This window comes from Dehalococcoidia bacterium (assembly GCA_035310145.1).
Classification (GTDB): Bacteria; Chloroflexota; Dehalococcoidia; order CAUJGQ01; family CAUJGQ01; genus CALFMN01.
In genome coordinates, this window is sequence record DATGEL010000097.1 from 1 (window position 1) to 13955 (window position 13955).

The 13955-nt window shown below is 67.9% G+C and carries 13 protein-coding genes; 5 read left to right on the plus strand and 8 right to left on the minus strand.

Features of this window, described 5'->3' with window-relative positions:
• On the minus strand, positions 1-320 hold a 320-nt coding region (locus VKV26_18525; GenBank protein ID HLZ71903.1), incomplete at its 3' end, for a branched-chain amino acid ABC transporter permease.
• 164 nt (positions 321-484) lie between these two features.
• A complete protein-coding gene (locus VKV26_18530) occupies positions 485-1792 on the minus strand; it encodes an ABC transporter substrate-binding protein (protein ID HLZ71904.1) in 1308 nt (435 codons plus the stop codon).
• Positions 1793-1985: 193 nt separating this feature from the next.
• Here VKV26_18530 and VKV26_18535 point away from each other — a divergent pair, with 193 nt between their 5' ends.
• From VKV26_18535 to VKV26_18545, 3 genes are read left to right on the plus strand one after another with little or no spacing between them, the layout of a single operon-like run.
• The gene (locus VKV26_18535; GenBank protein HLZ71905.1) at positions 1986-3143 is read left to right on the plus strand and encodes an acyl-CoA dehydrogenase family protein; all 1158 of its coding nucleotides are present in this window, start codon (positions 1986-1988) and stop codon (positions 3141-3143) included.
• 15 nt (positions 3144-3158) lie between these two features.
• Positions 3159-3659 carry a MaoC family dehydratase N-terminal domain-containing protein gene (locus tag VKV26_18540; GenBank protein HLZ71906.1) on the plus strand — a complete coding sequence of 167 codons (501 nt, stop codon included), beginning with the start codon at positions 3159-3161 and terminating at the stop codon, positions 3657-3659.
• Positions 3660-3674: 15 nt separating this feature from the next.
• Positions 3675-4124: an acyl dehydratase gene (locus VKV26_18545; protein HLZ71907.1), complete on the plus strand. Its 450-nt coding sequence runs from the start codon at positions 3675-3677 to the stop codon at positions 4122-4124.
• 167 nt (positions 4125-4291) lie between these two features.
• Here VKV26_18545 and VKV26_18550 read toward each other — a convergent pair whose 3' ends face one another.
• Together VKV26_18550 and VKV26_18555 are read right to left on the minus strand one after the other, a co-directional pair.
• The gene (locus tag VKV26_18550; GenBank protein HLZ71908.1) at positions 4292-5044 is read right to left on the minus strand and encodes an ABC transporter permease; all 753 of its coding nucleotides are present in this window, start codon (positions 5042-5044) and stop codon (positions 4292-4294) included.
• Positions 5044-5871 carry an ABC transporter ATP-binding protein gene (locus tag VKV26_18555; GenBank protein HLZ71909.1) on the minus strand — a complete coding sequence of 276 codons (828 nt, stop codon included), beginning with the start codon at positions 5869-5871 and terminating at the stop codon, positions 5044-5046. The genes VKV26_18550 and VKV26_18555 overlap by 1 nt, the downstream gene beginning before the upstream one ends.
• Before the next feature lie 140 nt (positions 5872-6011).
• On the opposite strand from VKV26_18555, the gene VKV26_18560 reads away from it, so the two are divergent.
• Entirely contained in the window at positions 6012-6515 is a 504-nt protein-coding gene (locus VKV26_18560; GenBank protein HLZ71910.1) for a MarR family transcriptional regulator, read from the plus strand.
• Positions 6516-6763: 248 nt separating this feature from the next.
• Here VKV26_18560 and VKV26_18565 read toward each other — a convergent pair whose 3' ends face one another.
• The 3 genes from VKV26_18565 to VKV26_18575 all read right to left on the minus strand — a co-directional run bounded on the left by VKV26_18565 (position 6764) and on the right by VKV26_18575 (position 11821).
• Entirely contained in the window at positions 6764-7546 is a 783-nt protein-coding gene (locus VKV26_18565) for an SDR family oxidoreductase (protein HLZ71911.1), read from the minus strand.
• 68 nt (positions 7547-7614) lie between these two features.
• The gene (locus VKV26_18570) at positions 7615-9366 is read right to left on the minus strand and encodes a helix-turn-helix domain-containing protein (GenBank protein HLZ71912.1); all 1752 of its coding nucleotides are present in this window, start codon (positions 9364-9366) and stop codon (positions 7615-7617) included.
• Positions 9367-9586: 220 nt separating this feature from the next.
• Positions 9587-11821, minus strand: a complete 2235-nt coding sequence (locus VKV26_18575) for an MMPL family transporter (GenBank protein HLZ71913.1) — start codon at positions 11819-11821, stop codon at positions 9587-9589.
• A gap of 267 nt (positions 11822-12088) precedes the next feature.
• Between VKV26_18575 and VKV26_18580 the strand changes: the two genes are divergently transcribed.
• Positions 12089-12676 (plus strand): TetR/AcrR family transcriptional regulator, encoded by a 588-nt coding sequence (locus VKV26_18580; GenBank protein HLZ71914.1) that lies wholly within the window; start codon positions 12089-12091, stop codon positions 12674-12676.
• A 153-nt stretch (positions 12677-12829) separates the two neighbouring features.
• Here VKV26_18580 and VKV26_18585 read toward each other — a convergent pair whose 3' ends face one another.
• A complete protein-coding gene (locus tag VKV26_18585) occupies positions 12830-13024 on the minus strand; it encodes a hypothetical protein (protein ID HLZ71915.1) in 195 nt (64 codons plus the stop codon).
• Positions 13025-13955: the final 931 nt, after the last annotated feature.

The following is a 13955-nucleotide window of genomic DNA, read 5'->3' on the forward strand; positions in this document are numbered from 1 at the left end:
GCCTCGAAGATCGTGGCCATGGCGATGCTGCTGATCATGCCGGAGAAGTAGGTGTCGGTCCGGCGGCGCAGCGGCTTGAACGCCACGTAGTTGAGCACCATGCCGATGCCGCCGGCGGCCAACATCGCCAGCGCCAGCGCCAGGAAGATTTCGAGCTTCAGGTGCAGCACCAGCTCCAGCGCCACGAAGGCGCCCAGCATAAACACCGCCTGGTGCGCCAAATTGAGGATGTCGAGGATGCCGAAGACGAGCGTGTAGCCGACGGCGAACAGCGCGTAGATGCTGCCCGTGAACAGGCCGTTGATCAGTTGCTGGCTCACACGCCCTCATCCCCGTCCCTTCCCCCTATCCTGGGGGAAGGGCGATCCAGTCTGGAGCGTTCCGACCGGTTTGCGGTTAACCCGACACCTTCTCGGCGTGGCTGCGCCGCGTCTCCCCTCTCCCAGGATTGGGAGAGGGGCCGGGGGTGAGGGTCGAGCGGCGGCTACTGCAGCGGCACGAACTTGCCGCCCTGCACCACTTGAATCACGGCGTCGTGCAAGGCGTCTCGCTTCTCGGTGAAGTTGAACTTGCCGAGCACCGTGTCGAAGTCCTTGACCTTCGGCAGGGCGTCGCGGATCGCCTGGCGCTCGGTGCTGCCGGCGATCTTCATCGCCTGCGCCATGATGTAGACGCCGGTGTAGGCCTGCGCCGCGAACTGATCCGGGTCGCTGTTGTACTTCGCCTTGTAGGCGGCGATGAACTTCTGGCTGAGCGGGTTGCTGCTGCCGGAGTTCCAGGCCGCGCCGACGATCACGCCCTCGGCCGCGTCGCCCGCGCCCTTGATGAAGGCCGGCGAGTTGAAACCGTTGCCGCCGATGATCGGCTGCATCATCCCCAGCTTGCGCGCCTGCGTGCTGATGCCGACGGCGGGATCGAGCAGCGCGGAGACGACGATCGCGTCGGGCTTCGCGTCCTTCACCTTGGCGAGCTGGGCGGAGAAATCCTTGTCGCTGGTGGAGAACGTCTCGGTGTCGATGATCTTGATGCCTTGCTTGTCCAGGGCGCCCTTGAAGGCGTCGTAGCCGGCCTTGCTGAAGGCGTCGTCGTTGGCGTAGAGGATGGCGACCGTCTTGAAGCCGAGCTTCTGCTGCGACTTCGCCACGGTTTGCGGCACCACATCGGCTTCGGCGAGCGAGTCGCGGAAGATAAAGTCGCCGATCTCGGTGATGCCCGTGCCGGTGTTGGAGACGCCGAGCACCGGCACTTTTGCCTGCTGCGCCACGGGGTCGGAGGCCAGCGCCGAGTTGCTGAGCGTCGGTCCCAGGATCGCGGCGACCTTGTCCTGTGTGATGAAGTTCTGGAAGACGGTGATCGCCTGGTCCTTGGTGCTCGCGTCGTCTTCCACGGTCAGGTCGAGCTTGACGCCGGGCACGGTGCCGGCGGCGTTGATCTCCTCGACGGCGAGCTGGGCGCCGTTCTTCTGCGTCACGCCGTACTGTGCCGCGGCGCCGGTGAGGCTGAAGGCCGCGCCGAGCTTGACCGTCTTCGTCGCCCCGCTGGCCGCTGCCGCCGTGCCGGCGGCCGTCGCGGCGCGGGTGCTGGCCGCGGCTGAAGCGGCCGGGGCCGCGGCGGTGGCTGCGCTCGCCTGAGTCGCCGCTGCACTCGCTGCCCGCGTGGCCGCGGGTGCGTTCGCCGCGTTTGAGGGTGCGTTGTTGCCGCTCTTGTTGTTGTTGCTGCTGCACGCGGCCAGCACCAGCGCCAGGCCGCAGAGCACGCCGGCGCGCAGCGCGCCGGACCGCCAGGGTTTCATCGCCAGCCTCCAGGTGAGCGGCGCGATCGGGGGTACCGCGCCTCGCGCGTTCGTGCGATCACTCTGGCATTCCGCCGTACTGCGGTCAAACGCGCTTCTGGCGCCGGGCGGCGGCCGTGCCGCCCTTGACTGTCTCCTATCGCTGTCTACGATTGGAACACAGCGCGGGGAGCAGCGAACGCAGGAGCAGGTCGTGGACTTCAGCCTCAGCGAGGACCAGCAGCTCATCCGCGACACGGCGCGCCGCTTCGCCCAGAGCGAGATCGCGCCCCACGTCAAGGCGAACGAGCACAACGACCGTTTCCCCGAAGCGGTCATGCGCAAGATGGCGCCGATCGGCCTGCTGGGCGGGCCGATCGCTGAGCAGTACGGCGGCGCCGGCATCGACAGCGTCTCCTACTGCTTGATCTGCGAGGAGATCGGCAAGGTCAGCGCCTCCGTCTTCACCTCGGCGCTCACGGTGCAGATCTCGCTCGTCTCACAGACGATCGAGCGCTGGGGCAGCGAGCCGCAGAAGCAGGCCTATCTGCCAAAGCTCTGTGCCGCGGAGTGGATTGGCGCCTACGCGCTCACCGAGCCAGACCACGGCAGCGACCCGGCGGCGATGGAGACCTTCGCCACCCTCGACGGCGATGAGTGGGCGATTACTGGTTCCAAGATGTGGATCAGCAACGGTGGCGTGGCGGACTTCGTGATCCTCTTCGCGCAGACCGAGCGCGGCGCCGGCTCGAAGGGGATCGGCGCCTTCCTGCTGCCCACGAACACGCCCGGCTTCAGCGCCCGGCCGATCGAAGGCAAGATGGGGCTCGGCGCCTCGAACACCTCGGCGCTCTTCCTCGAAGACTGCCGCGTGCCGCGGGAAAATGTGCTCGGCCAGATCGGCCAGGGCTTCAAAGTGGCGATGACGGCGCTCGATGCCGGGCGGCTGAGTACGGCCGCCTGCGCCGTGGGCGTGGCGCAGGGTTGCGTCGACGCCTGCGTGGCCTATTCGACGCAGCGGCAGCAGTTCGGCAAGCCGATCGCCGCCCACCAGCTCGTGCAGGAACTGCTCGCCGACATGGCGACGGAGACGGACGCCGCCCGCCTGCTGGTGCTGCGCGCCGCCGACATGAAGGACCGCGGCACGGTCACGCCGCTGCAACTCTCGATGGCCAAATACTATGCCGCCGAGTGCGCCGTGCGCGCGGCGCGCAACGCGATCCAGGTGCACGGCGGCGTCGGCTACGTGGGTGAGTACCCGGTCGAGGGCTATCTGCGGGACGCGATCGCGCTGGGGCTGTACGAGGGCACCTCGCAGATCCAGAAGCTGATCATCGGCCGCGAGCTGACGCACATCGCTGCCTTCGCCTGAGCAGGGAGACCGGCCTTGACGACGCCAAGTCTGATCACGGACGAGCTGCGCGCCCAGATCGGCGTCGAGCAGGAGACGCTGCTGGGCGAGATCACGCTGCTCGATATCCAGCGCTACGCCCTCACCGTTGGCGACCTGAACCCGCTCTACTTCGACGAAGCCTACGCAAAGCAAACGCCGTACGGCGGCATCGTCGCGCCGCCCAACTACCTCACGGCCGTGATCACCTGGGGCGTCGGGCCGCAGGAGGGCGAGCTGAGCAGGGACGGCCTCGGCTTGCGACGCAACGAGCAGGCCGAGGGCAACGCGCGGCGGCGCATGGCCGGCGGCCAGGAGCTGGAGTTTCACCAGCCCGTGCGCCCGGGGGACGTCGTTCGCTGCCTCACGCGCACCGAGAGCATGGAGCAGCGCGAGGGCCGCAGCGGTCCCTTCGTGCTGATCATCACCGAGCAGCGCTACGTCAACCAGCGCGACGAGCTGCTCGTCACCTGCCGCCAGACGGCGATCATGCGCTGAGCGGAGCCACGTTCAATGACCCAAGCCGCGCCGCCGCAGCAACGCCTGTTCATCGAGGACGTGCGTGAGGGCACAGAGATTCCACCGCTCACCAAGCACCCAACGCCGGTGACGCTCTTCCGCTACAGCGCGGTCACCTGGAACGCGCACCGCATCCACTACGACAGGGAGTACGCGCAGACGGAGGGCCACGCCGACGTGCTGGTGCAGGGGCATCTGCACGGCGCCTACCTCGTGCAGATGTTGATGGACTGGATCGGCCCGCGCGGCCTGCTCAAGAAGTTCGGCTGGAGCAACCGCCGGCCGGGATTCGCCGGCGACACGCTCACCTGCCGCGGCCGTGTCACCCGCGTCTACGAAGCCAGGGGCGAGCACCTGGCCGACTGCGAGATCTGGGAGGAGAACCAGCGCGGCGAAGTCTGCGCGCCGGGCACGGCCACGGTCGCGCTGCCCTCGCGCGGCTGAAGGCGCGCCAGGGCACTTACAGATGGTTTCAAAACCGGCTCGAGTTCCCGCTTGTAGGTGTGCGATCGCACCTGAACGCCGGTCTTGAAACCATGTCTTAGAAGCGAATGCGGCCCTTCTCCGCGCGGAGAAGGGCCGCATTCGTTGTGGAACAGCGCAGGTGTGACCTACGACTCCCACTTCCAGGTGCGGGTGGCGATCGCCGTGGCGATCAGCGCCCAGACCGCGATGCCCGCGAGGTCCGTCCACAGCGCCGAGGAGAAGCCCTGGCCACCGAACGACACGCGCTGCAACGCGTCCACCAGGTAGGTCATCGGCAGACCGTGCGTCACCCAGGCCACGCCGCCGTTGAGGCCGGCGCGGGAGACGAAGAGACCGGAGAAGAGCAACATCGGCAGGAAGAAGAGGAAGGACATCGGCCCGGCCTGGTCCTCGTTCTTCGCCAGCCCAACGACGATCATGCCGATCGCAATGAACGCCGGGGCGCTGATGATGGAGAGCGCAATCAAGCCCAGGGTGCTGCCGGTCACGTGCGCCTGGAAGACGAAGCGCCCGATCGCCCAGGTGATTACGCAGGAGCCGGCCACCATCAGCACGCGGCTGGCAACGATGCCGTTGACGAAAGCCATCGCGCTGGCCGGCGACGCCTTGATCCGGCGCAGCACGCCACGCTCCTTGTAGCGGGTGATGCCGAAGATCACGCTGTTGAAGCCCACGTTGGTGGCCGTGAGTGCGATCATGCCGGGCAGCAGCAGGTCCATATAGTTGCGCTTCACCCCGCCCGGACCGACGGCGTGGAGGTTGAACAGGCTGAGCACCAGCATGATCAGCAGCGGCATGGCGAGCGTCCAGATCACGGCCTGCGGGTCGCGATAGAAGCTCTTGATCTGGTTATCGAGTGTCGCGCGAAAGACTCGCATTACTTCTCCTCCTCGCCTTCACCGAAGCCGTGACCGGTGGTGGACAAAAAGACGTCTTCCAGCGTCGCCTGCCGCACCGGCGCGGGCCGCCGGTAGCCCGTCTCAAGTAGTTGCTGAATCAGCGCGGCCGGGGCACCCATGGCGCCGATGGTGCCCTGGTCCATGATCGCCACGCGGTCGCACAGCTCTTCGGCCTCTTCCATGTAGTGGGTGGAGAGCAGGATCGTGCGGCCCTCGCTCTGCAGGCGGCGAATCAGCCGCCAGAGGTCGATGCGCGCCTTCGGGTCCAGGCCGGTGGAGGGCTCGTCCAGCAGCACCAGCGGCGGGTCATTGACCAGCGCCGCGGCGATGGCGAAGCGCTGCTGCTGGCCGCCGGAGAGCTGCTGCACGCGCAGCTTCGGGCGGTCCGCCAGGTCCACTTCCCGCAGCAGCGCCATCGCATCGCAGCGGGTGTCGTAGCAGGCGGCCACGTAATCGAGCTGCTCGGTCAGCCGCAGGTGCTCGAAGAAGTCGGAATGCTGCAACTGGGCGCCGATCAGCCGCTTCACGCCGCGCGGGTCGGCGGTGATGCTGCGGCCCAGCACGGATACTTCGCCAGACGTCGCCTCGCGCAGCCCTTCGATAACCTCGATCGTCGTCGTCTTGCCCGCGCCGTTTGGGCCGAGCAGGCCGAAGATCTCGCCCTGCTGCACGGCGAAGCTGATCCCCTTGACGGCGATGAACTCGCCGTAGCGCTTCACCAGCTGGCTGACGCTGAGCGCGTAGGCGGTCGCCGCGTGCATGCCATTGCGCGACGGGGCTTCGAGCGTGGCGGTGCCGATACTCATCTCCTGCTCCTCGTGCTGCGTGGGCGCGCCGCTGGCTTGGGCCGAGTCCCGGCGGCGGCTATACTGTGCCCGGATGATTGTCTCATCGGCTCACTTGTTTAGTATCTAAGATACTTAGATACTAAGATGAATGGCAGGCCATGTCAAGCCGCGAATCTCCCCGTCGCCCTCAGCTTGTTGCCGCCCTGACCGAAGCACTGCGCGAGGTGAGCGGCTACAGCGTGCTTTTCAGTCAGGCGGTCGCCAACCGTCTCGGCATCGGCGCAACCGACCTGGAAAGCCTCGGCTTCCTCAGCCGGGACGGCAGCGTCACGGCCGGGCGGCTGGCAGAGCTGACCGGACTGACCACCGGCGGCGTGACGGGGCTGGTCGATCGCCTGGAACGTGCTGGCTACGTGCGGCGCGAAGCGGATCCTCGCGATCGCCGCCGCGTACTCATCACGCGGAACTCCGAACGGGAAGCCGAGCTCCTGCCGCTGTTCTCGTCGATGCAGCAGGCGATGGAGACGTTGTACACGCGCTACACCGACGCCGAACTCTCGCTGATCCTGGACTTCGCAACCCGTGCCGTGGCCGCTTCGAAGGCTGAGATCGCCAAATTACAACGCGCGGAGCACCCGGGGCGTGGATCAGCCGGCGCTTGATTCCTCTCCATTTTCTCCTGTGCGTCCTTGCCGGCGCACGATACTTTCGTACAGTTGTTCGACCGTCCATAAGACGCCCCGCGGCTTGACCCTCTGTTGTGGCCGCGCTGTGCCGCGCAGACCGGCGGTGGGACGCCCTCAGCGCGCGCTGAGGGCCACACCTGCTCCGGTCATCCTTTACACCGGCGGGCAGTTCGGTTGGCAAACGTCGCGTTGCATCGTCGCGATACCGGCCGCAGCCAGGAGGGCTACGTCTTGATACGCAGCAGGAGCTGTTCCTGCTGTGCCAGCTCCGCTGCCCGCTGCCCAAGCGCGTCGAGGTCATCGTCGATTGTAAGGAAGCGTCCGGAGAGCGCATCGTAGCGCCCCGAGGCCAGCCGCACACAAAGGTCGGCCGCCCGCTCCGCCGGGGCATAGACGCTCTCCGGCAAGCCGAACTTGTAGGACAGCAGTAGCCGGGTCTTTACCACCCCGGGATGGACTGCAAAGACGTGCACCCCGTGCGGACCGGCGGTCTGAGCCAAGCCTTCCGTCATGCGCAGCAAGGCGGTCTTCGCGACCGACGTCGCCATGATGGGCGGGTAGGCCCGCGTGCCGGTGACACTCACCATGTTGATGATGCGCCCGCCACCACGGGCCAGCATCCCGGGCACGACCGCCTGGTGGCAGAGGAACGCGCCGCGCACAATCACTTCCTGGCATTCCCACCACTGCTCGGCATCCACTTCCCAGTCGTTGCCGGCCGGTCCCGGTGTGCCGGCGTTGTTCACCAGGAGGGTGACCGGCCCTAGCTGCTGCTCCGTCTCCGCGACCAGGTGCCGCACCGCGGTCGCATCGCGGACATCGGTGGGCACCGCCACCACCCGCCCCCCGGCTGTGGCAATCGCCTTGCTCGTGTCCGCCAGCTCGTCGGCACTGCGGGCGGCCACGCTCACCGCCGCCCCCGCCTGTACCAGGGCAACAGCGACGGCGCGGCCGATGCCCCGACCGCCGCCGGTCACAATTGCCACCTGTCCGTCTAGCTCGCCCATGCCTCGCCCTCCGTGCTGGTCGCTGTCCCGTGCCGCGCCGCAGTATACCGCGCTAGCGTCGACGTCCCTCAGCCGACCGCCACCTGCTCGCTGAAACAGCCCTGCACCCCGCTGGCTGGGGCGGGTCGCCGGCGCCAACGCCGTCGCCGCGGCGGCACCGGCAGCGCCAAGCGCCACTCGTCGGACTCCGGCGTCCAACTCCACAGCGGTGCTTGCTCGGCCTGATAGCGGGCTGGAAGTACGCGCGGCGCGGTCTCCGTGGTCAGCTCGCCGCGGCGGTTCACCTTCACCGTGTAATAGGCGAGCGGCTCCTCGCCGTGCCCCACCGTCAGCGTCTCCTCCGACAGCCACACCAGGGCGTCCTGCCGGGCCACTGCCCGGTTGCCGTACACCCGCCAGCGGCGAAACTGCACGTAGCCCGCCCGGTCCAGCCGTCGTTCGTAGCGCACCGGCGCGAAGAGGCGCGCCAGCTCGGCCGGCTCCTGTGGTCTGCCGATGACCCAGGCCAGCACGCTCGCCGGCGTGCGCCGCTCCGGCCGGCGGGCCCGGTGTGTCCAATGCTCTTGGGCGTTGTACTGCTCCACCCAGCGGTCGTGCACCTGCTGCAACGCCACCCAGCTCGTCGCTTTGGCGAAGTCCCAGTCCGCCATCCGCCGCTGCACGTTGAAGGTCGTCTCGATGTAGGACTGCCAGGGCTGATGGTGCTCGATGCGCTTGTGCTCGATGCCGAGCGCGACGTAGATGGCCGTGGCCCGCTCGGCCTTGAAGATGCTGCCGTTGTCGCTGACCAGCTGCTCGGGACAGCCGTATTCCCTGAGCGCGGCGTAGAGCACCACCAGGTAGGCGTTGAGGTCCTGCCGTCGCGAGAGCGCACTGGCCAGGATGGCGCGGCTGTAGTTGTCCATGATGGAAATGCAGTACACAGGGTCATCGTCGATGCGGTGGACATCGATGTAGCGCAGGTCGACGGTCCAGTACTGGTGCGGGTAACGCGCGGCGAACGGCATCGCCTTGGGCGTCGTCGGCTGCTTCTGGGGACCCGGTAAACCGTACAGCGCCCGGTTGTGCTGCAGGATGCGGCCACAGGTGCTGCGGCTGAGGTCGATGCCGAACTCCTCCTTCAAGCGGCTGTGCAGCCGGAAGGCGCCCAACTCGGGATTCTCCTGGAGCTGGCGAGCAGTCTCCAGCGTGCGCAAGTCCACCTTCAGCGCCCGGCGCTTGCGGGCACGCGACTTGTCCGGGAGACCGGCAAAGTCCTCGGACACCCAGCGCCGCAGGGCGGTATAGACCGTCGGCCGGCTGGTTTCCAGATAGCCGGCGATGCTCTGGACGCTCCAGCCCTCAACATGAAGACGGATGATGGCCAACCGCCGCTCGGTGGCGTTCGGGAGCTGATGGTACGGGGCAAAGCGGCGGGTCGCCGATGTTGGCAGCGGCGCCTCGGCGAGCACGCGGGCGACCGTGTGATGACTGAGCCGACGGCCGAAGCGCACCGCGCAGATGCCGACCAACTCCCGCAGCCCCAAACCGGGATACTCTGCTTTCAGCTCGCGCAGCGCTTGGCGGATGTCTGCGGACAGGCGCGCCGGCGCCGGCTGGTCAAAGCAGGCGGTCAGCCCCTCCGCCTCGAAGCGGTCGGCGTGGCGCGCAAGCGTGCGGGGCGATACCCCGGTCTGCTCCGCACGTGCCGTCGGCGGGAGCCCAAAGAGCACGACGGGGCGAATCAGCTCGTACTGCACCTGCTCCGGCCAGGTAAGCCGGAATTGGAGGTCCGTCCAATCGTCAGTCGGCCGGCGGCGCACCCGCTTGGTCGCTGGCATGACCCCGGCCCTCCGGGAAGAGTAGAAAGGCCGAGCATAGCCAGGGGCGCTGTAAGGCGCAAGATTCGCCATCCCGCGCCTGGATGGGTCCTGGGATGGGGGGAGCTGCTCTCGCGCATCTCAGGCGGTCTTTGGTCAGCCGAACTGCCCGCCGGTGTAAAGGATGACCTGAGCAGGTGTGCTGAGGGCGTCCCTTGAGTCGACGCCAGGTCGGGGGGCATCAGTCCGCGGCCGCGATCGCGCTTGCGGACTCGCTTGCGGCGGCGCGCACGCGGCTGCCCTCGATATCGAGGTGCGGCAGCAGCGCGTCCAGCCAGCGCGGCAGCCACCAGTTGGCGTCGCCAAGCAGCTCCATGGTCGAGGGCACCAGCACCAGGCGCACGATCGTCGCATCGACAAAGATCGCCGTCGCCAGGCCGATGCCGAACTCCTTGATAATGCGGTTATCGCCCAGCACGAAGGTGAGGAAGACGACGACCATGATCGCCGCCGCGGCCGTGATCAGCCGCGCCGTGACCGCAAGGCCGTGGCCCACCGAGTCCGCGTTGTTGTGCGTCTGCGTGTACTCCTCGCGGATGCGGCTGATCAGGAAGACCTCGTAGTCCATGGAGAGGCCGAAGAGCACGGCGAACATCATCATCGGCAGGAAGGTCTCGATCGGACCGGCCTTGACGCCGACAATGTTCGAGAACCAGCCCCACTGGAAGATCGCCACCACCACGCCGTAGCTGGCCCCGATCGAAAGCAGGTTCATCACGGCCGCCTTCAGCGCCACCAGCACTGAGCGGAAGACCGCGATCAGCAGCAGGCAGCTCAGGCCGATCACCGCGCCGAAGAACAGCGGCATGCGGCTCTCGATGCGGTCGCCGATGTCCACGAAAGCCGCGGTCGGGCCGGCCACATAGACACGTGCGCCGCTGCCGTCCACCGCCGGCGGCAGCGTGCTCTTGCGCAGGTCGCGCACCATCCGCTCGGTGGCGCTGTCCTGCGGCGCCGTCTGCGGCGTGATCGTCATGATCGCGGCGTCGCCCGCCGCATTCGGAATCGGCGGCGAGACCTGGGCCACGTTTGGCGCGGCCTTCAGTGCCTGCTCCACGTTGCCCAGCGCGGCCTGCCCGTTCTGCCCCGCGCCCTTCAGATCGACGACGGCCATGAAGGGGCCGTTGAAGCCTTTGCCGAAGCCCTCGGTCAGCAGATCGTAGGCGCGGCGCGAGTGCAGCGAGGTCGGGCTGTTGCCCGCGTCGGAGAAGCCGAGATGGATGCGGAAGAAAGGCAGCGCCAATACCACGAGCGCGCTGAGCGAGACCACCAGCCACAACCAGGGCCGCCGCTGGATGCCGCCGGCGAATCTGAACCAGAAGCCGCGCGCGTCGCCCGCGCCCCTGGTCTTGAACAGCGGCAGCTGCCAGCGGTCGACGCGCGTGCCGGCGAAGGCGAGCAGCGCCGGCAGCAGCGTCAGCGCGACAACGACCGCCATCGCCACGACGATCGACGCGCCGATGCCCACCGCCGCGATAAAGGGAATGCCGACGGCAATCAGGCCGAGCAGCGCGATCGCCACAACGATGCCGGCGAAGCTCACCGCACGGCCCGCCGTGCCCATGGCCAGCACCACGGCGTCCTCGACGCTGCGGCCGGCGTGCAGGCCCTCGCGGAAGCGGGTGACGATGAACAGCGCGTAGTCAATGCCCACGCCAAGGCCGATCATCGAGGCGAACGCGGTGACGAAGGTGGGGAAGGAGAGGAAGTGGGCGCTGAAGGCGACCAGGGCGAAGGCGCTGCCGATCCCGACGAGCGCCGTGGCGAGCGGCAGCCCCATCGCCACGACCGAGCCAAAGGCGATCAGCAGGATGAAGACCGCGCCAAGCAGGCCGATCGCTTCGGTCGAGCCGGGCGGCTCGGTCTCCGTCGCTTCGACCACCTGGCCGCCGGCCTCAACCGTCAGCCCGTTCCCCTTCGAGCGATCGACCAGCTTGAGCAGCTGGTCCACGTCGCTCGTCGGCAGTGCGTCGGCCTGCTTGGCGTATTGCAAGGTGGCGAAGGCGACCGTCCCGTCCCGCGAGATCGCCTGGCTGTTCGGGTCGAACGGCGATTGCACGCCGACCACCCCACTCAGCCCCTTCGCCTGCAGCAGCACGCCGTCGATGCGGGCCTTGATTTCCGGGTCGTTGATGCCGGACTTCGCCTGGAAGACGATGCGGGCACTGTCGCCCGCCTGCGTCGGGAAGCGGCTCTTGAGCAGGTCCAGCGCTTTCTGCGATTCGGTGCCCGGCAGCGAGAAGTCGGAGGCGAAGCTGCCGCCGAAGGGGATGACCATCCCGATCAGCAGCACCAGCGCCAATCCCCAGGCGATCACCACCGCCTTGCGGTGGCGCACGGCGAAACGCGCCCAGCGAGCGAGGGCTCCGGGCGAGGCGGTGGCGGCTGACGATGCGGACGATGAAGCAACGCTCATGGCCGATCCTCCGAGATGCCGCGAGCGCCGGCCCGGACGGCGAACGTGGCTGAAGCTGTGCTACACTCTACTTGACGGAAATGGAATCACTGTTCCGTTTAATTGGAATACGAGTTCCGCTTCCTTGTCAACCCGTACTTTTGCTCTATACTGAAACCGGTCCATCGGCCGTTGATCGCATCCCGCCCCTCTCCGAAGCAGATCGGTGGGGCACGTTCCGTGGATGGCGCGCGGCGCGGCCGGCGGCATCGCGGAGGCTGTTGGTTCATGACCATCGACCAGTCGCCGACCCGTGCGGACGCCCGCGCCAACCGCGCCCGCCTGCTGGCGGCGGCGCACGAGGTGCTGCGCGAGCGCGGCCCCGACGCCGAGATGAAGGAGATCGCGGAACGCGCCGGCGTGGGTGTGGGCACGATCTACCGCAACTTTCCCACGAAGGACGACCTGATCGTCGCGATCGTGACCGAGATGGTCGATCAGATCCGCGACAACATCGACAGCGCTTCGGCGCTTGACGACCCGATCGAGGCGATCCAAGCGCTGCTGCGGCGCGGTTTCCAACTGCACGAGCACTTCGGCGACATGGCCGCGGTGCTGGGCGGGCACATGCCGCCGGCCTGCATCCCTTTGTTCATGGAGCTGAACCCGGTGGCGCGCATCGCACCACTGGTGCGGCGCGGGATCGCGGCCGGCATCTTCCGCGCCGATCTGGACGTGGAGCTGACGGCAGACTTCCTGGCGTCGTCGTTCAAGCCGTCGTTCTTCGTGCGCCGCAGCCCGGACGAGCGCGCCCGTGCCTACGCCGGCCTCTTCCTGCGCGGCATGCTTGCGCACCCCGAAGCCGGCCCCGCCTGAGCCTCGCATCCGCCGCAGCGCCGAGCCGCACGAACCGTACTCGCGGGGCGGGGGTCGGCGCTCCCGATGCCGGATCACCCGTCGCCCGTACGCGGCGGTCGGGTCGCCACGAAGGCGTGGCAGACGCGAATCGATGGGGGCGAGGACCTGCCTTCAGTCCACCATGCGCAGGCGGCAGGACGCCGGATCGACGGCGACGAGCAGCGGCCGCGTCATGCTGCCGAGCGAGACGATCGCCTGGCCGGGCGCCAGCGAGGGCAGCCGTTGCCAGAGCGAGTCGTCGATACCGCCCACTTGCCGGCGCAACTGGCCGACCACGTTCACATCGGTAATCTTATGCAAGATCAAGTTGTTCAGCAGGCCGCGGACTGGGTTGAGCGCGCGCCTCGGCACATCCGCTTTGTGGCCCACATGCCTTGGCGCCACTCTGACGGCCTGGAAGTGACCGAATCCGCTTGATGGCGCTCCCTCAGCCAACCCGGACCGCGCTGCTCTCGCGCTCGATCGACGAGCCGGCCCCAGGCCGCTCAACCGCCCCCGTAGCACACCGCCGCGTCGGCTTGGTCGCCTACCTGTGGCGAGGCGCTACGATGCCCGCGAACCGGCCGCCGCTGCCGCGGATGGCAAAAAAGAGGTCGCCTGGCGGGGCACGGCGCCCAGCATCGCATCTCAGCGCGCAGAGGTCGAAGCGCTAGCTCTGCCGCCACCACCGCGTCCGCTTCGTGGATCACCTGCCGCGGCCTGCCGCCGTGCTCCGGGCTCCATTTCGCGGCCCCACGCGTGGCGACGGAACGAGCTGCCCGCGACGCGGGCATCGCTTGTCGCCAGAACCGCCGTGATGCGGCTGCGGCCGTCGGCGATGATGCAGATCATCCCGCCCCACCGAGGCGCCTACAACCGCTTCCTAGCGCGTCGCTATCGTGCCCTACGCCAGCCTGCTCGACGGCATCGCCCACTTGATGGCCGACTCGACATCTCCCCGGCCCGCCGGCCACATCGTTCGGCTGCGCCGAAGGATCGGCGGTGCCTGTGAGGTCTTCCAACGGCACCGCCTATGCCTCAAGCGCAAGCACTGTAGCAGCGAGCGCGTCTATCTCGCGAAGCTCACCCACTATACTCCCCATCCCGTCGGTTCTGGCCCCTCTCTGCCAACCTAAGGTGAGACAATCGAAGTCTCGAAATTAGTGTAGGGCGGGGAGAGAAACGCCTGATGGTTGCCGAACCAATCCCCGCAGACCGTTCCCCCCTTCAAGGCCGTCCCCCGATGGCGGCAGTTCCC